11 protein-coding genes are annotated in these 18,734 nt (G+C 69.8%); 6 read left to right on the forward strand and 5 right to left on the reverse strand.

All coding sequences use genetic code 11. The features are described 5' to 3' along the window. Positions 1–34 precede the first annotated feature (34 nt). Together K8638_RS39500 and K8638_RS39505 are read left to right on the forward strand one after the other, a co-directional pair. A complete protein-coding gene (locus tag K8638_RS39500) occupies positions 35–607 on the forward strand; it encodes an outer membrane beta-barrel protein (RefSeq protein WP_223759920.1) in 573 nt (190 codons plus the stop codon). 120 nt (positions 608–727) lie between these two features. Beyond that, entirely contained in the window at positions 728–2,275 is a 1,548-nt protein-coding gene (locus K8638_RS39505) for an alpha/beta fold hydrolase (RefSeq protein WP_223759921.1), read from the forward strand. A 36-nt stretch (positions 2,276–2,311) separates the two neighbouring features. On the opposite strand, the gene K8638_RS39510 is transcribed toward K8638_RS39505, so the two are convergent. Beyond that, the gene (locus tag K8638_RS39510) at positions 2,312–3,235 is read right to left on the reverse strand and encodes a LysR family transcriptional regulator (RefSeq protein WP_223759922.1); all 924 of its coding nucleotides are present in this window, start codon (positions 3,233–3,235) and stop codon (positions 2,312–2,314) included. 166 nt (positions 3,236–3,401) lie between these two features. On the opposite strand from K8638_RS39510, the gene K8638_RS39515 reads away from it, so the two are divergent. Next, positions 3,402–4,262 (forward strand): haloalkane dehalogenase, encoded by an 861-nt coding sequence (locus K8638_RS39515; protein WP_223759923.1) that lies wholly within the window; start codon positions 3,402–3,404, stop codon positions 4,260–4,262. A gap of 73 nt (positions 4,263–4,335) precedes the next feature. On the opposite strand, the gene K8638_RS39520 is transcribed toward K8638_RS39515, so the two are convergent. Further along, the gene (locus tag K8638_RS39520; RefSeq protein ID WP_223759924.1) at positions 4,336–5,079 is read right to left on the reverse strand and encodes a BON domain-containing protein; all 744 of its coding nucleotides are present in this window, start codon (positions 5,077–5,079) and stop codon (positions 4,336–4,338) included. 563 nt (positions 5,080–5,642) lie between these two features. On the opposite strand from K8638_RS39520, the gene K8638_RS39525 reads away from it, so the two are divergent. Further along, positions 5,643–9,368 (forward strand): Calx-beta domain-containing protein, encoded by a 3,726-nt coding sequence (locus K8638_RS39525; protein ID WP_223759925.1) that lies wholly within the window; start codon positions 5,643–5,645, stop codon positions 9,366–9,368. Here the strand turns inward: K8638_RS39525 and K8638_RS39530 are convergent. Both K8638_RS39530 and K8638_RS39535 read right to left on the reverse strand, forming a co-directional pair. Then, positions 9,317–9,580, reverse strand: a complete 264-nt coding sequence (locus tag K8638_RS39530) for a hypothetical protein (protein ID WP_223759926.1) — start codon at positions 9,578–9,580, stop codon at positions 9,317–9,319. The two genes, K8638_RS39525 and K8638_RS39530, sit on opposite strands and share 52 nt — an antisense overlap. Positions 9,581–9,602: 22 nt before the next feature. Beyond that, a complete protein-coding gene (locus K8638_RS39535; protein WP_223759927.1) occupies positions 9,603–11,492 on the reverse strand; it encodes a hypothetical protein in 1,890 nt (629 codons plus the stop codon). 167 nt (positions 11,493–11,659) lie between these two features. Between K8638_RS39535 and K8638_RS39540 the strand changes: the two genes are divergently transcribed. Together K8638_RS39540 and K8638_RS39545 are read left to right on the forward strand one after the other, a co-directional pair. Further along, complete coding sequence (locus tag K8638_RS39540; protein ID WP_223759928.1) at positions 11,660–14,107, forward strand: helicase-related protein; 2,448 nt, start codon at positions 11,660–11,662, stop codon at positions 14,105–14,107. 120 nt (positions 14,108–14,227) lie between these two features. Further along, on the forward strand, positions 14,228–16,513 hold the full coding sequence (locus K8638_RS39545; protein WP_223759929.1) for an ATP-dependent RecD-like DNA helicase: 2,286 nt from the start codon (positions 14,228–14,230) through the stop codon (positions 16,511–16,513). A 96-nt stretch (positions 16,514–16,609) separates the two neighbouring features. Here K8638_RS39545 and K8638_RS39550 read toward each other — a convergent pair whose 3' ends face one another. Next, the gene (locus K8638_RS39550) at positions 16,610–17,959 is read right to left on the reverse strand and encodes an MIR domain-containing protein (RefSeq protein ID WP_370644229.1); all 1,350 of its coding nucleotides are present in this window, start codon (positions 17,957–17,959) and stop codon (positions 16,610–16,612) included. Between the last annotated feature and the right edge of the window lie 775 nt (positions 17,960–18,734).

An 18,734-nucleotide genomic window follows, 5' to 3' on the forward strand; every position in this document is an offset into this window, starting at 1 on the left:
CAGGGTGCATCCCCGCCCGGAGTCCATCCAGAACATGCACCTTCGCACCGCGCTCCTGACCCTGCTGCTGGCGTTGCCCGCCGCGGCTGCCCCCGAGGAGGACTCTGCTCCCTCGGGGTTGTACCTCCAGCCCCAGGTGTACCTGAGCACCGGGTGGAACCTCACGCAGACCACCTCCGGCGACCCGGTGGAGTACCCGACACGGCTCGGGGGTGGTGCCGGAGTGGGCCTGCGGCTCGGCTACGACTTCACCCCGTACGTGGGCCTCTTCGGCTCGATGACGCTGGGCCTTCAGGACGCGGGGCCCTACGCCGGTTATGGGGCGGGGCTGACCCTGCGCACCTCGATGCTGGGCTCGGCGCGCCTGTATGCCCGGTTCGGAGCGCGGGTGCTCACCCCGGTGACGCCCCTGGTCTACGGCACGGGCGGGGTAGGCGCCGAGGTCTTCCCCTTCGACAGCCTGTCGCTCGGGCTCGAGCTCGACGGGGCCGTGCCGCTCGCCAGTGGCACCCGGCGCGCTGGCTCCAGCCCGACCGAGTGGCATGTCACCGCCAACGGTGGGCCGGTGCGGGGAGTCTTCGGCATCACGTGGTACCTGGGCCTGTAGCGCGGCGCGCGAGCCTGTACCGCGTTGCCCGTCCAGGAGGTGACCCGCGTCAGAGTTCCTCTCCATGCGGGTCGCATCCACACACCGTCCGGGGGGACCGGACCGATGCGCGGAGGCAACATGAGACGGAGTGCGAGGACGGGGCTGCTGGCGGCAGGGGTGTTCGCGGTGATGGGCTCGGGGGGGCCCGCGCTCGCGGGTGAGGTGGCGGAGCAGCGGGCCAGGGCGCCCATCGAGTGGAGCCTGTGTCCGGAGTCCTATGCGGGCGCGGAGTGCGCCACCGTGGAGATGCCGCTGGACCACCACCGCCCCCACGGGGAGAAGCTCCCAGTCTTCGTCGCGCGCCTGCGGTCCGGCGCGCCGCACGCCCCGCAACTCTGGTTCCTCGACGGAGGTCCCGGTGGCTCCGGGCGGATGGTGTACCTCGGGCAGGCGGCGCGGCTCGCGGCGGCGATGCCCGGAGTGGACCTGTACTTCCCCGCTCACCGCGGCACCGGCGACTCATCCGGGCTCACCTGCGCGGGGGAGCTGCCGGACAGCCCGCGTGGCGCCGAGCTGTCGGAAGACGAGTGGCCCCAGTGCCTCGCCGAGGTGCGCGCCCAGTGGGGCGACAGGTTGGAGCACTTCAACGTGACGCAGGCGGCGAGGGACCTCGGCACGCTCATCGAGCGCGTTCGGGAGAAGGACCAGCCCGTCTTCGTCTACGGCCTCTCCTACGGCACCTACTGGGCGTGGCGCTACCTGGAGCTCTTCCCCCACCAGGCCGACGGCGTCATCCAGGACTCCGTGCTGGCCCCGGGTGAGCGGTTCCTCTCCTACATGGATGCCTGGTACGACGACGCGGCCCGGGGCTATGCGGCGCTGTGCGGACAGGACGCGGCCTGCGTTGCCCGGATGGGGCCGGACCCGTGGGCCCGTGTGCGGGCCATCGCCGCGAAGGTGGAGCAGGGCCACTGCGCCGAGGCGGGCTTCACCCGGGCGATGCTGCGCCGGACGCTCGCGGGCCTGTTCACGACGTGGCGCTTGCGGCTCTTCTCGCTGGCCATCCCCTACCGGCTGGAGCGCTGCGCCCCCGCGGACGTCCAGGCCCTGCGCTACTTCGCGAGTTTCTACTTCGAGCCCTCCACCGACCTCTACGGCTTCTCCCAGGTGCTCGAGGCGCACATCGCCTTCTCCGAATTGTGGGAGTCACCCGCCCCGAGCCCCGCCACCCTGCGCCAGCGCGCCGAGGACGCCCTCTTCAGTCCGGACTGGGGGCTGGAGCGGGCCGGCATCTCGACGCTCTGGCCGAAGTACCCGGCCAGCCGCTACGCGACGGAGTGGCCCAAGGTGAAGGTTCCGCTGCTGATGATGAACGGCACCCTGGACCCGATGACGCGCTACGAGACCGCCCTCGTCGCGGCGGCGCATTACCGGGCTCCGGACCAGACCTTCGTCACCTTCCCCCACGTGGGGCACAGCGTCGGCTTCAATTCACCCACCACCCTGCCGGGCAGTCCCAACTGCGGGCTGCTCGTCGCGGCGAGCTTCGTCAGCAATCCGCACGCGCCGCCGGACACGTCGTGCCTCGAGGCGATGCAGCCGGTGCCCTTCGAGAATGCCTCGCAGGCCCGGCGCTTCTTCGGCAGGCCCTTCGTCAGCGCCTGGGACAATCCCGCCGTGCCCTGAGGGGCCAGGCTCGGTTGCATCCCGGACAACACGCTCCTAGCCGCGTTCTGTAGCGCCGGTGCCGCGGGCACCGGCGCGCCGGATGAGGTCTCGGAAGGCAACCATCGCCGGGTCGGCGTGGGTGCGCTCGTGCCACCACAGGTTGATGGTGACGGTGAGCGGCGGCACCGGGCTCTGCACGATGCGCAGGCCAAGGCGCTTGCCGAGACGGGCGACGAGCGAGGCGGGTAGCGTGGCGACCAGGTCGGTGTCGGCGACCACCGCGGCTGCGGCGCTGAAGTTCGGCACGATGAGCGCGACGTCCCGAGCGATGCCAAGGCGGGCATAGGCGCCGGGCAGCCCGCGGTAGCCCTTGCCGGGCGCCACCTGCACCTCGACGTGGCGCAGACCGGCCAGCACGCTCTTGGAGACGCGTTCTCCGGCCTGGGGATGATCGCGGCGCGCCACCAGCACGGTGCGCTCGCGGTACAGCGGCTCGAGGTGCATGCCGGGGCCCTTCTCGCCAACCGCGACGGCGACGTCGACCTCGGTGCTGGCCAGGCCGCCGCCGGTGAGCAGGGTGTCGATGCCGACCACCCGCAGGCTGGCGCGCGGCATCTCGGCGGCCAGCAGCGTGGCGAGGCGGGGCAGCCGCACCACCTGCCCGGCGTCTGCGATGGCGAGCGAGAACTGCCGGGTGGTGGTGGCGGGATTGAAGGCGGCGCCGTGCACGGCGTTGTCGAGGTCGCGCAGGGCACGGGCCAGCGCCGGCGCCAGCTCGGCGGCGCGAGGGGTCGGCACGATTCCGCGACCGCTGCGGGCAATCAACGGGTCGCCGAGCGCGGCGCGCAGGCGGGCCAGCGAGTTGCTGATTGCCGATGGCGTGACGTGGAGGCGGCGGGCGGCGCGCACCACGCTGCGTTCGGCGAGCACGGTGTCGAGCACCAGGAGCAGGTTGAGGTCGAGGGCGGCAAGGCTCACGGCTGGTGAGGATATACGTCATGAATCATCACTGGTCGAAAACCATGGGCGGCCCCATGGTGGGTGCATGCGCACGATTCATCTGTTCCCGCTGCTCCTCTCGGTTGCCCTCGTGGCCTGTCCGCGCGCGGCGACCCTGCCCACGCCCCCACCTCCGGAGCCCCCCATGCGTGACGTCAACGTCCTCGATTCCCACATGTCCTACCGGGAAGCCGGCCGCGGCCCCACCGTGGTCCTGCTCCACGGCAACCCGACCTCGTCCTACGTCTGGCGCAACGTCATCCCCCACCTCTCCGGACGCCACCGCGTGCTGGCGCCCGACCTGATTGGCATGGGCGACTCGGGCAAGCCCGACATCGCCTACCGCTTCGCCGACCACGCCCGCTACCTCGACGCGTGGTTCGACGCCCTCGAGCTGCACGACGTCGTGCTGGTTGGCTACGACTGGGGCGGCGCGCTGGCCATGGACTGGGCCGCCCGCCACCCCGAGCGGGTGCGCGGCCTGGTCGTGTTCGAAACCTTCTTCCGCTCGCTGAAGTGGAGCGACTACCCGCCGCAGGGCGCCGAGCTGTTCAGGAATCTGCGCACCCCCGGCGTGGGAGAGCGTCTGGTGCTGGAGCAGAACCAGTTCCTGGCCCGCTCGCTGGGCGCCGGCGTCAAGCGTGGCCTCACCGAGGCCGAGACCGCAGTGTACTACGCGCCCTATCCCGACCCTGCGTCGCGGCGCCCGTTGCTGGCGTGGCCGCGCGAGATTCCCATCGAGGACCAGCCGGCCGAGATGATGGCGGTGCTGGACCGGTACGTCGAATGGATGGCGGCGTCGCCGTCAGTGCCCAAGCTGCTGCTCGCCCTCGACAGCCCGACGCCGCTCGGCTCCCCCGCCATCGTCGACTGGGCACGCAACACGTTCGCCGCGCTCGAGGTGGTGGCGCTTGGCTCTGCCGGCCACCACGCCAGCGAGGACTTGCCCGACGCCATCGGCGAGGCCATCGCCCGCTGGCTCGACCGGCATCCCATCCACCCGTGACCCGGCACGGTCCGGCGCAGGTGCCGTGCCACCCGCGCGTCCCTGCCTCTCATCGTCCCTTCGAGGGGAATCGTCACCACGAGGGGAGACTCGGGGCGGCTATCACCAGCTGATTCTCCACCCGGTCGACGCCCCACACGCACCAGGCATCACGCTCGGCGGCCTCGCGCTCCGCCTCGCTGTTCACCGCGCCGGTCAGCGTGACGACGCCGCTCCGGGAGGAGATGGAGACGCTCTCGGTGCTCACCAGTGGGTCCTTCTCCAGGGCGAGCCGCACGCCATCCGCCATCTCCCCGTCGTTGTCCTGCTCGCGGGGGCTGACCCCCATCCCGTTCACGACGTCGCGCACCCCCGGCACCCACCAGGCGAGTACGCCCGCCAGGCGCTTGTGGCCGAGCCCCGTCACGTCCCCGTCGAGGGTGACCACGCCGTCCTCCACCCGGACCTCGATGGCGCCGCGGGCGTCCGGGCTGGCGTCACGCCAGGTCCGCACCTCCTCTCCCTTGCGGGCCCGCAGGGCGAAGGGCAGGAGGGCGGGCTCCGCCGAGAGGTCGCGGCAGACGTGCTCGAGCACCGCGTCGTCCGGCAGGCGGCGGTCGGGAATGACGTGGAGCTGGTCGATGATGTGGTCCACGCCCGGCACCGCGGCCGCCCGCTCCAGGGCAAGCTTCTTGGAAGCCACGTCGGGGAGCTCCCCCGCCATGCCGAGGTCATTCCATTCCCACCACAGTCGAATGGGGTAGCGCCGCAGGTCGAGGCGTGGCTCTCGGGCGAGCGCCTCGCGCACGGCCGTGAGCAGGGAGTCCACCGTGTCCATCGCCACCTCGCGGAGGAGAGCTCGGCGCGGGCTGAGCCGGGCCGGACGACACCAGGAGAAAGCTAGGGATGTGGCGCGCGCCCGCAGCGTGGCCATGGCCCTCCGTCTCCCCCGGTGCCGTGCGCGGCGGCCCTCGCTCGCCGCCATGGCCCGAGGGGATGGCCGTGGAGCACGGGGCCTCGAAGGCGCACGAGAAGTTGGTAGACCCATCATGAGTCGTGACTGACCGTTGACTCGCGCCCCCACCTCGGTGGGGTGCGAGGACCACAGTCCGGCGTGTCTTCACGCACCACGCGCGGCGTCCTCCCCTGAGCGAACCACGGTGCATCCGTGGCCCGGGGTTTGCCTGAGCGCGCGCCACCCTTCACCTCCGCGAGACATGGCGGAGGTGCGCGGCACGGCGTGGGAGAGGTTTCTCGTCTTCAAAGAGCGCGTAGTCCATTGACTGGAGCAACTGCTTGTCACCACGAAATCATCTTCGAGCGTTACTCATTGGAGGGTTGTTCGTCGCGGGGGGAGCGCCTGCGCTGGCGCAGTCGTCCCGTGAGCCGGGTGCTACCGGCTTGAAGCCCCTGACGGCCCGGGAGTTCGAGCGGCTCCGCTCGGAGGGCCGCGAGGTCCGCCAGGTCCTGCCGAACCGCATCGCGCTGGAGCGCATGAACGAGGTCCGCCGTGCGAGGGGACAGCGGGCGCTGTCGATGTCCTCCGCCGCGGCGGTGGGCGAGGAGGTCGTCGGCCCGGGCATGCGCGCGCCGTCCGAGCTCGCCTCGTTCGCCGTGTTGCCGTCGCATGTCGACAACAGCGTCCTGGACTTCTTCCCGCCCATCCGCAGCCAGGGGTCGATTGGCTCCTGTGTCGCGTGGGCCACGACGTACTACCAGCTCAGCCACACCGTCGCGCTCCAGTATGGCTGGGACGCGAAGCACGGCACCGACAACACGCGGCTGTTCTCTCCGAAGTGGACCTACAACTTCATCAACAACGGCGTGGACGAGGGCAGCTACATCTTCAGCGCCTACAACCTGCTCGCGCGTCAGGGCGCGACGACGTGGGCCAGCCTTCCCTACGACTCCAACTACACGTCCTGGCCGGTTGACGCGGCGGTGTGGCGCGGCGCCCTCCCGTTCCGGACGAACCCGGTCCAGTACGTCACCCAGGTGAGCACTCCGGACGGCCTGCAGCGGGTCAAGGAGCTGCTGGCCAATGGCTACGTCCTCGTCTACGGGACGTACGTCAATTCGTGGCAGAGCATGTCCATCAAGAACGACCCGGCCACGCCGGATGATGACGCGTTCGCGGGCAAGTCCGTCACGTACTGGCAGAACGGCTACAACGGCTCCCATGCGATGACCATCGTCGGCTACGACGACACCCTCTGGGCCGACATCAACAAGAACAACGTGGTGGACCCCGGAGAGAAGGGCGCGCTGCGCATCGCCAACTCCTGGGGCACGGGCTGGAACGAAGGAGGCTTCACCTGGCTGGCCTACGACGCGCTGCGGGCGGTGTCGGCCGTCACCGGCGGCCCCAGCACGGGCCGCGTCCCGGTCTTCCAGGGCGACCTCGTCTACCACGTCACCGTGCGCCCCAACTACACACCGAAGCTCCTGGCGGAAGTGAAGGTCAACCACCTGCGCCGCAACCAGCTCTCGCTCAACCTGGGCCTCTCCGAGGTGGGGTTCGGCATGCCCGTGGCGACGTTCCAGGACGCGATGGCCTGGGGGGGCGAGGGAGGCGGGTTCCTGCTGGGAGAGGGCGAGCAGGACGCGGGAAGGCCCGGAGGGCAGGGGGATGGCTCGACGGGCGAGCAGGACGCGGGGCAGGGCGGAGGGCGTGATGCGGGGGTGGTGGACCCGACAGTCTGGAGCCCGACGACCATCGCGTACACCGGTGGGCCCAGGGCCTTCAATGGCTCCACGCAGACGGCCGTGGACGCCACGTTCGTGTTCGACTTCACGGACCTGTTGCCCACCACGCTGGCGGAGAAGCGCTTCCTCCTGAGGATGACGGACTCCACCGTGGGAGACCCCGCCGTGCTGAAGTCGTTCCGCATCCTGGATGTCGCGAACGGGGACCAGGCCGTCGCCAGCCTGGATGCGCCGCTCAACGTCGATGCCACGACGGGGTACGCCCATGTCGACTACACCCTGGTGAACCGTCCCCCCGTCATCACCAGCGCGACTCCGGCGGGCCGGGTCAAGCTGGGGCCGGCGGGCTCGGTGGCGCTGTCGGTCCTGGCGGAGGACGCCGATGGCCATCCGCTGACCTACGCGTGGAGCGTGGATGGCGTTCCCGTCAGGGACAATGCCTCTTCATTCACCTATGCGCCGGCGGTGGTGGGGACCCACTCGGTGCGGGTCGCCGTCTCGGACGGCGTTGGGGGCGTGTCCCTCCAGCACTGGAACGTGGCACTGAACGCGCGGCCGCTCGCCAACAGCCCGAGCGCCACGCTGGCCGAGGATTCCTCCAAGGCGTTCGCGCTCACGGCCTTCGACGCCGATGGGGACCTGCTGACGTGGACCCTGGTGGACCCGCCCGCGCACGGCACGCTCTCGGGCACGCTGCCGAGCCCCCTCTATCGGCCCGAGGCGAACTACACCGGGCCTGACAGCTTCACGTTCCAGGCGAATGACGGCATGGAGGACTCTCCGCTGGCCGTCGCCACGGTGACAGTGACTCCGGTGAACGATGCACCGACGGTGCGCATCACCTCCCCGGCCCATGGCGCGGCCTTCGCGGCCCCCGCGACGGTGAACTTCGAGGTGGCGGCCTCAGACGTGGAAGGCCCCGTCGCTCGCGTCGAGCTGTACCAGGGCTCCACGAAGCTGGGCGAGGACAGCGAGGCTCCCTTCACCTTCCAGCTCGACGGGCTGGTGGCCGCGACCTACGTCATCTCCGCGAAGGCGTACGACGCCAGCGGCGCGGTCACCACGTCCTCGTCCATCTACGTCTATGTCCAGTCGCCCACGGTGAGCGTCTCGGCCTCGGACGCGACGGGCTCCGAGCCGGGGACGGATACCGGCCGCTTCACCATCTCCCGTTCGGGCGGTGTCTCCGGCCAGGTGCTGACGGTGCGCTATGACGTCGCGGGAACGGCCACCTCCGGCGCCGACTTCACCGCCCTCTCGGGCTCGGTGACGATGGCGGCCGGAGTGAACTCCGTGAGCGTCGACGTGCGGCCCGTGGATGACGCGGCCGTGGAGGGCAAGGAGACGGTGGTGCTGACCGTCGCCGCGGACCCGACCTACAAGCTGGGGAGCACGGTGAGCGGGACGGTGACGCTGCTGGACAATGAGCTGCCGGTGGTGACCGTGACCGCGCCGGACTCCCTGGGCTCCGAGCCTGGCACCGACACGGCGCGGTTCTCGGTGGCCCGTACCGGACCGACCACCTCGGCGCTCACGGTCCGGTACGCCCTCTCCGGCACGGCGGCGGAGACGGACTACGCCGCCCTGCCGGGTACGGTGACGATTCCGGCCGGCGCGGCCTCGGCGAACGTGGTGCTCACGGCATCGGATGACACCCTCGTCGAGGGCAAGGAGACCGTCATCCTGACGTTGCTGGAGGACTCGGCGTATCAGGTGCACACCAGCGCCTCGGCGACCGTCTCGCTGCTGGATGATGAGCTGCCCGTCGTCACCGTGACGGCGAGTGACTCGCAGGCCGCCGAGCCCTCGGACCCGGGGGCGTTCACGGTGACCCGCACCGGACCGACGCAGGCACCGCTCACGGTGCTGCTGACGGTGAGCGGGAGCGCGTCCGGCACGAGCGACTACCAGGCCCTCGCGACCTCGGTGGTCATCCCGGAAGGCGCGGCCTCGGCGGTGCTGGCGGTGCTGCCCACGGATGACGCGCTCGTGGAGGGCAAGGAGGGCGTCACCGTCACGCTGGCGGCGAATGCCGCGTACCAGCTCGCCACGAGCACCGCGGCGACGGTGTACCTCTACGACGACGAGAAGCCGGAGCTGCGCATCACCGCGACGGACGCCGCCGCGGGCGAGGCAGGCGCGAATGGCGGCCTGTTCTCGGTGACCGCCATTCCGGCGCCCCAATCGGACCTCTCCATTGCCTTCACGGTGACGGGGACCGCGGTCCAGGGCACGGACTATGCGGCGCTCACCTCGCCGCTGACCCTGCCGGCCGGGGCCACGTCGGTGGGGCTGCCGGTCTCGCCCATCGACGATGCGGCGAAGGAGGGGAGTGAGACGGTCGTGGTGACGCTCACGGCGGCCGCTGGCTACACCCTCGGTACGTCGAGCGCGACCGTATCGGTCGCGGACAACGACTGACGGACGGGGGCGGATGCTCCTGCCTCGGAGCTGAAGTGCCGGGGCAGGAGCGACGGGGGGCCGTGGTGATGGGCGTTGAAGGAGGGATTCTTCTTCGACAACGGCTTGTCGCGCGGGGACACCAGCTTGGAGGTCTTGCTCTTCGAAGTCCCCGCCTCGGTGTGGTGCGTCGTCTTCGTGCTGTGCGTGCTGCCCGTCTTGGAGACCTTCATGCACACGCGCACGGGTCCGCAGTCATCGCGCGGGCTTGCGGCGCAGCACCGTCCCCTGGTTCCCCACCACCCAGGGGTCCCCCGGGCCGAAACCGGTGACGTCGGAGAGGCTGATTGAATCCGTTCCCGACTCCTTGAGCGTCCAGACGGTGCCGTTCCAGTGGAGCACCTTGCCGTCTTCTGTCGCCGCGTACGCCTCCTGGGGGGAGGCGGCCCACACCCCGTTCACCTGCAAGCCCTCCGCACCCGGCACGCTGCGCCACTGAGTCCCGTCGTAGTGGAGGAAGACGCCGACGCCGACCGCCCACACGTCGTTGGCGGCGCTGCCCGAGATGTCCAGGAGATGAGCGGATGTCCCACTGGGAACGGCCTTCCACGCCGAGCCGTCGAAATGCAGGAGCGTGCCCAGGTCTCCGGCGGTCCAGACATCGTTCGAGGCGGAGCCCCAGATTCCGTTGAGGTTCCGCTCCGTTCCGCTGCCCTGAAGCCTCCAGCGCTCTCCGCGGTAGCGAAGGAGCGTGCCGGAATTACCCACGGCCCAGATGTCGTCGGGAGCAGCGCCCCAGAGGGCGCGCAGCGGGGGGACGACGAACTCCATGGTGACCGCTTCGATGCCCAGTCCTCGAAACCGCAGCAACTGGCCGGTTCCGGTTCCGAACCAGACGTCCTCCGCGGAGAAACCGAAGACCGCGGTGGGATGGGACTCATCGAGGTCCGGGGGCAGGTGCACGCGGGTCCATTGCTGTCCGTCGAAGCGTCGCACGACACCGAAAAAGGAATCGACCGTCCACACGTTCAGCGGGCTCGTGCCCCAGATGTCGGAGATGTATCCGGGGACATCTTCGGACCGCATTTCCCAGACGGCTCCATCGAAGTGACGGATGACGCCGTGCTGTCCGAACAGCCAGACATCGTCTGGCGCGGTCCCCGTGAGGGCCAGGGGCAGGCTCAGGTCGGAGGCCGGATACTTCTCCTGCCAGGAGCTCCCGTTCCAGACGAGGCTGGTGGGAAAGCCCACGCCGCCGGCGGAGACGAAGACGCTGCGGTTGTTCGCTGCCCATACGGCGAGGAGGTGATGGGGAGTGTTGCTGTCAACGGGCTGCCAGGTCCCTCCAGTCCAGCGAAAGTGAGCTCCGCTATTTCCGACGACCCAGAGGTCGCTCCCCGGCACGCCGGAGATACCGTTCAGGTCCGAGGTCGTGAACGAATGGGGCTCGAAGGTGGGCTCCACCCAGTGCAGGGCAGTGCCCCCTTCGCCGACCATCCAGTGGTCGTCGCTTCCGGCGCTCCACACGCTCTTGAGCGACGCCTGCGTGCCGGCGTCCACCGAGGACCAGCTGGCGCCGTTCCAGGAGAGCACGGTGCCCTGCTCACCGACGGCCACGACGTCGTCGGGACCCGAGCCGCTCACGGCATTCAGGCGGAGCTGGGTGGGCGAATCCACCTTCGCCCAGGCCCCGCTGGCCTCGGTCCGGCGAAGGATGGTCCCTTCGTCTCCCACCACCCAGCGGGTGCCCGCATCGTCCATCCACATGCCGCGCAGGGTCGCGCGGGTGGGGGTGTCCTCGCGGCTCCACGTCTGGCCGTCGTAGCGGAGGACGGTCCCTCCGTTGCCGGCCGCATATACCTCGGTTCGGCTCGCGGCGATTCCCGCCCTGAGAATCTGTCCCTGCGGAACGGGCTGCTCGAAGCACCATCCATCCACCGAGCAGAGCCCCCTCGGTGGAGCGGCCTGGCTCTGGGGGGGAGGACTCGGATGGCCGGAAACGCAGAGCCCCGCTACGCAGGTATAGCCATCGAGGCACCGCTGGGCGGAGTCGCACGACTTTCCGTCCATCGGCGGCTGGGGCACGGTGCACGAAAGCGCCGCCAGGAGAATCACCAGCCAGGGGAGGTCGTCACGTTCTTTCATGGAGGGGCGATCCAATCGCCTGCGGCCGCGAAGTAAAGGAGCTGGGGGGCCCCGTGGCGAGATGGTTTCCCGCTGCCTGCTTTCTCCCCGCTGGAAGCAGCCGTGCTCGGCCTCTCGGTGGGCCAGCTCTCAGGGCGGACGGCGCTGCATGAGGTTAGACTCCGCCAATGAGCTCCACCCCATCCAGCCGGTCGTCCGTCGTCGTGGCGGAGCTGGGGCCTACGAACACGGGGAAGACCCACCGCGCCATCGAGCGCATGCTCGAGCACGACACGGGCATGATGGGTCTGCCACTCCGCCTGCTCGCTCGCGAAGTCTACGACCGGGTGACCGCCCGGGTGGGCGAAGGGCGGGTCGCGCTGATGACAGGCGAGGAGAAGCGCCTGCCTCCACGCCCCGACTATTGGATCTGCACCGTCGAGGCGATGCCGACCGATAGGCCGGTGGACTTCCTCGCCGTGGATGAAATCCAGCTCGCCGCCCACCGCGAGCGCGGGCACGTCTTCACCGACCGGCTGCTCCATGCGCGTGGGCTGAAGGAGACCTGGTTCCTCGGCGCGGACACGATGCGGCCGATGGTCCAGGCGCTCATCCCCCAGGTCTCGCTGAAGCGCGCCACCCGCCTGTCCCAGCTTCGCTATTCCGGGCATCGCTCCCTGAAGAGCCTTCCTCCGCGCTCGGCCGTGGTCGCGTTCTCCGCGGACCGCGTGTACGAGCTCGCCGAGGCGCTGCGCCGCCTCCGGGGCGGGGTTGCCGTGGTGCTGGGCGCGCTCTCCCCGAGGACGCGGAATGCCCAGGTGGCGATGTACCAGTCAGGGGAGGTCCAGTACCTCGTGGCCACCGATGCCATTGGCATGGGACTGAACCTCGACCTCAACCACGTGGCCTTCGCGGCGCTCAACAAGTTCGACGGCGCCGAGCAGCGGGACCTCTTTCCGGACGAGCTGGCCCAGATTGCGGGCCGCGCGGGGCGCCACCTGAATGACGGGAGCTTCGGGACCCTGAACACGCTGGGTGAGCTGCACCCGCGCGTGGTCTCGGCCATCGAGTCACATCGTTTCCCATCGGTGCGCAGTCTCATCTGGCGCAATACCGCGCTCGATTTCTCGAGCCCGGAGGCCCTGCTGGACTCGTTGTCGCGAGCCCCGCACCACAGCGCCTTCATCCGGGTGGAGCGCGCGGACGACTTCGATGCGCTCAAGGAGCTCTCGCACCATCCAGCCATTCGCGAGGTCACCACCGACCGGGCCATGGTCGAGCTGCTGTGGCAGGTCTGCCAGATTCCGGATTTTCGCAAGGGGCTCTTCGGCCAGCACGTGGCGCTGTTGCGAGAGACCTTCCTCCAGCTCTCCGAGGGGGACGGGAAGCTGGAGCAGGCCTGGCTGGCGAAGCAGGTGTCTCCGCTCGATGACGTCTCCGGGGACATCCACACCCTGATGGACCGGCTGGCCGCCATCCGCATCTGGACGTACATCAGCCACCGTTCGAGCTGGCTGCACGACGCCGAGCACTGGCAGGAGCGCACCCGCCGCATCGAGGACGCGCTGGGCGACGCCCTGCATGAACGGCTCGTGGAGCGCTTCGTGCAACGGGCCGCGAGGAGGAGCGCACGCCGCTTCGTGAGGGCCGCCGCACACGCTCCGCCGAGGCCGGACAGCCCCTTCGCCAGGTTGGGGCTCCTGCTGGGGGAGCTGCCGGACGCGGACGGCGGCGCGATGACCGAGGAGCAGTTCGTCCAGCGGGTGGTCGACGCGACGCATGAAGCCTTCGAGGTGGATGCGTCAGGCGGCATCTCGTTCGAAGGGCAGCCGCTGGCCCGTCTGGTTCGCGGGAAGGACCGGCGCTCGCCGCAGCTGGCGCTGGCGGAGCCGGAGGTCTGGACCGGAGGCGCGCGGCAGCGGCTCGAGCGCCGGTTGCTGGCGCTGGCGCGGGACCTCGTCACCGAGGCCATGGGGGGCTTTCCAGCCGAGGCGCTCACCGGAGCGGGGCGCTCCGCGGCGATGCGTGGCCTCGCCTACCGCCTGGCCGAGGGGCTGGGCGTGATTTCCCAGGGTGAGGCGCGCGAGCAGTGGGGGCTCCTGGACGATGAGTCACGGGAGCGCTTGAGGGCGCTGGGCGTCCGCGAGGGACGGCGCTTCCTCTACGTCGCCGAGGCGCTCGCACCGCATGCGCTCGAGCGCCGCTACATGCTGACGGCGCTGTTCCAGCAGGGGCCATCGCCCAAGGGCATTCCGCGAGAGCCCACGCTCGATGTCGCGGAGCTTGGTGGCCGGAGTGCGCGAGCCTTCGGATATGAAGTGCTCGGCCCCGTGGCGTTGCGAATCGATATCGTCGAGCGGCTCAGCGAGGCGCTTCGCCACCCGCACGGTGCCCGGCAGGTGCACACGCTCATGCAGGAGCTGCGCCTGGAGGGCGGTGTCCGCGCCCGGGTGCTGCGGGAGCTCGGAGGACAGGCCGGGGACGCTTCTTCGAAGAAGCGGCGGCGGCGGCGGAGAGGGAAGAGTGGCGCCCATGGGCAACCGGCTCAGGCTGGCGCGCACCAGACGCCTCGCAGGAGCGGGGCCGGGGAGGGGGAGGGTCGAAGCCCGATGGGCGGAGCCGGACGGCGCCTCTGAGGGACTCCGGGCCTCGTCCGGCACCTCCCGCTGGAAGGGCAGGCAGGCAGCCGTGAGGGGCGGGGGGCCTGGCACGCACCGCCGAGGCAACAGCGGCCCGCCCTGTTACCTTCTGGCGCCATGTCCGCCTCTCCTCCCCGCCCGGTCTACACCGCCGACGTGGAGGGCGCCGTTCCCGTCGCGCGGGACGGTGCCCCGGTATCTCGCGAGGCCAACGCCCCCGCGCGCCCCACCACGACCTTGGAGGGGAGCCTCGAGCGCATCACCTACACCAACGAGGAGGCCGCCTGGAGCGTGGTGCGGGTGGCGGTCCACGGCCGCAAGGAGCCCATCACCGCGGTGGGCAACCTCCTGGGCGCCCAGCCGGGAGAGTCCCTCCGCCTCACCGGCTGGTGGGTGCAGGACAGGAAGTACGGGGAGCAGTTCCGGGTCGTCTCCTTCGCGACGGTGAAGCCGGCGACGCTGGTGGGCATCGAGAAGTACCTTGGCAGCGGGCTGGTGAAGGGCGTGGGCCCGGCGATGGCCCGGCGCCTGGTGCAGCACTTCGGCCTGGAGACGCTGGACGTCATCGACTCGAAGCCCGAGCGGCTGGCGGAGGTGAAGGGCTTCGGGGAGAAGCGGCGCAAGCTGCTGTGCGAGACCTGGGCCGAGCAGCGCGACATCCGTCAGGTGATGGTCTTCCTGCAGACCCACGAGGTGCCGGCCAGCTTCGCGGTGAAGGTCTACAAGCAGTACGGCGCCCAGGCGACTTCCGTGGTGCAGGAGAACCCGTACCGGCTGGCCATCGACGTGTACGGCATCGGCTTTCGCACCGCCGACCGCATCGCTCAGTCGATGGGCGTGCCCACGCACTCGCCCAAGCGCGCCGAGGCGGGCGTGCTGCACGTGCTCCGCGAGTTCTCCGAGGAGGGCCACCTCTACGCGCCGCGCGACAAGCTCACCGCGCGCACGGTGGAGATGCTGGAGGTGACGCCCGAGCTCGTGGAGGCGGCCATCACCCGGCTGGCCGCCGCCGAGTACCTCGCCGTGGAAGGGGCCAGCGCTTTCTCCCAGCCCCGCCCCGAGGACGCCTGCGAGGCGGTGTACCTGAAGGCCCTTCACGTATCGGAAGTCGGAGTCGCCAACCTCCTCAAGGCGCTCGCCGCCTGGCCCGCGCGGCCCCTGGAAGTGGACGTGGAGCGGGCGATTGCATGGTTCGAGGGCCGCCAGGGCCTGTCGCTCGCCCCCGAGCAGAAGGAGGCGGTGCGCCAGGCGATGGTGGCCAAGGTGCTGGTCATCACCGGAGGCCCGGGCACCGGGAAGACGACGCTGGTCAACGCCATCCTCTCCATCCTGGAGAAGAAGGGCCGCAAGCTCCTGCTGTCGGCGCCCACCGGACGCGCGGCGAAGCGGATGGGGGAGGCCACGGGGCGCGAGGCGGAGACCATCCACCGGCTGCTCGAATACAACCCCCGCACCCACGGCTTCCAGCGCGACCGGAACAACCCGCTCGAAGCCGACGTGCTGGTGCTCGACGAGGTGTCCATGGTGGACACCGTGCTGATGCTCAACGTGCTCAAGGCGCTGCCGCCCCACTGCCAGCTCCTGCTCGTGGGGGACGTGGACCAGCTGCCGAGCGTGGGGCCGGGCAGCGTGCTCCAGGACATCATCGTCTCCGGGCACGTGCCGGTGGTGCGGCTGAAGCACATCTTCCGCCAGGCGCAGGCCAGCCTCATCATCACCAACGCCCATCGCATCAACCAGGGGGAGCTGCCCCAGGTCCCCGCGGCGGATGCGATGGCGGACTTCTACTTCGTGGAGAAGGAGGAGCCGGAGGCCATCCTCGCGACCCTGAAGACGCTGGTGAAGGAGCGCATCCCCCGCCGCTTCGGCCTGCACCCGGTGGACGAGGTGCAGGTGCTCGTGCCGATGAACCGGGGCCTCATCGGGACGGCGAGCCTCAACACCGCGCTGCAGGAGCACCTGAACCCCTCCGGAGAGGAGCTCGCCCGGGGCAACCGGACTTTCCGGGTGGGCGACAAGGTGATGCAGGTGCGCAACAACTACGAGCTCGGCGTCTTCAACGGGGACATCGGGCGGGTGGAGGCCATCGACAAGGACGAGCAGTCGCTGGTGGTGCGCTTCGACGGGCGGCCGGTGGCCTACACCTGGTCGGACCTCGACGAGCTGGTGCTGGCCTACGCCACGAGCGTGCACAAGTCACAGGGAAGCGAATACCCGTGCGTGGTGCTGCCCCTGCATACGCAGCACTACACGCTGCTGCAGCGCAATCTGCTCTATACCGGTGTGACGCGTGGCAAGAGGCTGGTGGTGCTGGTGGGAAGCAAGAAGGCGCTAGGGATTGCCGTGCGCAACGGGGACACCCAGAAGCGCTTCACACGGCTCGCCGCGCGGCTGCGGGACTGACAGCGGGCACGCCTTGGGGCAGGCAAGGATTTCCGCGCTCCGAGGGGCCCCACCCCGCGCATGCCGCGCGGAGTGGGCCCTTGCCGCCGGGCTGCTTCAGATGGGGTCCTTGCCGTCCAAGCCGAACGCCGCGAACACCGACCACCAATCGTTGTCGTCGCGGTCGCCGTAGCAGGTGACCTCCTGCTGGCCCCGCGTCCAATCCGGATGCGAGTGCCCGTAGTGCGAGTGCAGGGCGTGGTTGGTGGCGACGTGGATGAGCTTCACCCGCTTGCCGCCCGTCCACGCCCCTCCGCCCTCCACCTCGACGCGCCAGTTGTCGTTGCCGTCGCCGATGCCGTTGTCCCCGTAGCAGGTGACCTCCTGCTGCCCGGTGACGGGCGAGGGATGACCGCCATGGCTGTGCAGGTTGCGCCAGGTGGCCCGGTGGTACAGCCGGATGACGTCACCGTGGTTCACCGGCATGCCCAGCCGGTAGGAGCTCGCGGACCCATCCGGGCCCCGGATGCGCCACCAGTCATTGTCGTCGTAGCCCTCGTAGGCCGTCACCTGCTGCTGGCCCGACGTACCGGTGTGCCCGTAGTTGGCGAGGTGCGAGTGCAGCGCCCTGCCGGTCGCGCTGTGCCGGAGCTTGATGCTGCTGCCGTACGTGAGGGTGAAGCCCTCCTGCGGCGACTGCAGCTCCGCCAGCACATAGGGGTGGTCCGTCGGGTTGTTCGGCGGCGACCGGCGCGACACCCTCCTCACCGAGTACGGCCCCCGGAAGTAGATGAAGTCGGGGGAGTCCGGCGCCTCGTCCCCCGGATGCACCTGCGGATACGCGGGCAGGGTGTTGGCCAGCGTGCTGTGCGCCATGAAGTGCTCGTACTGCGGCCTGTGGAGGTCCGCCTGCGGCCAGGCGTTGAAGTCACCCCCGAAGATGATGGGGATGTTCGGGTCCCGCCCCGCGGTCATCGCGGCGGCCTGGTGGTGGCCCGCGACGTTCTCCGCCAGCTCCCGCTGCCAGTCGAACTCCGGGTTGCCGTGATGGACCGGGTTGAACCGCGTGGAGAAGATGTGGATGCGCCTGCCATCCACGACGAAGCTGCTCTCCACCGTCCCGAACCCCGTCGTGTCCCCGTCATACATCACCGGGTGGTAGACAGCCGCTTCCAGGGGGAACCGCGACAGGATGCCCACGGCCTTGTGGCCCCGCAGTCCAAGCGCATTGGTGTTGGCCCAGTGCCGGTACGGGAGTCCCGTCAACTCCGAGAGGCGGACCACCTGGTTGACGCCACTTCCATAGGGCCAGGGCCGCTCGTTCCTCGCCTCGTTGAGGAAGACGATGTCAGGCGCCAGTGCGCGAATCTCCTCCGCCAGCCGAGGCAACATGGAGTTGGCATCGAGCGTCCCCGTCATGTTCCCTTCAGCGATATTCCAACACATCACTCTCAACAGCACGGCCATGGTCTTTCCCCCTGTGAAGCTTCAAGGCATGAGATGAGTCGCGGCCGGTAACGGCCAATCACTCTCAAGCGGTGCATTCGGGCAGACCAGACCTCGCCCCGTCCATGGATGCAGTGGCTCCGCTCGTATGTCGCCCCGTGCCGCGGTGCGCTGGCACCCCTCCGCCAGCGACATTCTGGATACGAAATCAATCCCTGAATCTGGCTGTCTTCTGTCTTTCGTGGAGTTTGAGAATGGGTCGCGCAATCCCTGACAACGGGGGTTTCGGATGGAGGGCAGAGACCGTCCGAACGGCCGTGTGATCCATGCCCCTACCTGGTGTCATCAGACACAACCCTGTTGCATGTTGTAGTGACCTGCTGCAGGCGTGCGCGGCCCTGATCGCGAGACACACGCGCTGAGATTCCGCCGGGTTGGGAGGCGCCAGGGGGGGAGACGCTCACGAGATCGCGAAGCTGATCGCGGAGGTCTGGATCACCGACACGTCTCTGTCGTAGTGGTGGGCCGCGATCAGCTCACGAGCCCGGCACCCATCTGTCTACGGGGTGCGACAGGGTGCGACGGGTATGGAGGTGCGTGAAGGGTGTCCCACGCACCGGGGAACAGGGACGAGGACACCAGCGAGCACCGGACGCACGCAACGGGCCTGACGCTTGGAGCGCGGGCTCATGGGAGGCATCTTCGTGGGCGGGTTGGACTGGGTGCAGGTCGACGTGGGCTTTCCCATGAGCCTCGCCGTGGTGGGCGCCGCGCGCCTGCTGGGCATGGAGCGCCG

Origin of the sequence: Myxococcus sp. RHSTA-1-4 (genome assembly GCF_020037125.1) — a bacterium.
Taxonomy (GTDB): Bacteria; Myxococcota; Myxococcia; order Myxococcales; family Myxococcaceae; genus Myxococcus.

What these genes read in the sequence shown, in the direction of transcription:
- K8638_RS39540 (WP_223759928.1), top strand. Translation starts at nt 11,660, where the DNA reads ATGAGCTCCACCCCATCCAGCCGGTCGTCCGTCGTCGTGGCGGAGCTG.
- K8638_RS39505 (WP_223759921.1), top strand. Translation starts at nt 728, where the DNA reads ATGAGACGGAGTGCGAGGACGGGGCTGCTGGCGGCAGGGGTGTTCGCG.
- K8638_RS39545 (WP_223759929.1), top strand. Translation starts at nt 14,228, where the DNA reads ATGTCCGCCTCTCCTCCCCGCCCGGTCTACACCGCCGACGTGGAGGGC.
- K8638_RS39530 (WP_223759926.1), bottom strand. Translation starts at nt 9,580, where the DNA reads ATGAAGGTCTCCAAGACGGGCAGCACGCACAGCACGAAGACGACGCAC.
- K8638_RS39515 (WP_223759923.1), top strand. Translation starts at nt 3,402, where the DNA reads ATGCGTGACGTCAACGTCCTCGATTCCCACATGTCCTACCGGGAAGCC.
- K8638_RS39500 (WP_223759920.1), top strand. Translation starts at nt 35, where the DNA reads ATGCACCTTCGCACCGCGCTCCTGACCCTGCTGCTGGCGTTGCCCGCC.
- K8638_RS39535 (WP_223759927.1), bottom strand. Translation starts at nt 11,492, where the DNA reads ATGAAAGAACGTGACGACCTCCCCTGGCTGGTGATTCTCCTGGCGGCG.
- K8638_RS39550 (WP_370644229.1), bottom strand. Translation starts at nt 17,959, where the DNA reads ATGGCCGTGCTGTTGAGAGTGATGTGTTGGAATATCGCTGAAGGGAAC.
- K8638_RS39520 (WP_223759924.1), bottom strand. Translation starts at nt 5,079, where the DNA reads ATGGACACGGTGGACTCCCTGCTCACGGCCGTGCGCGAGGCGCTCGCC.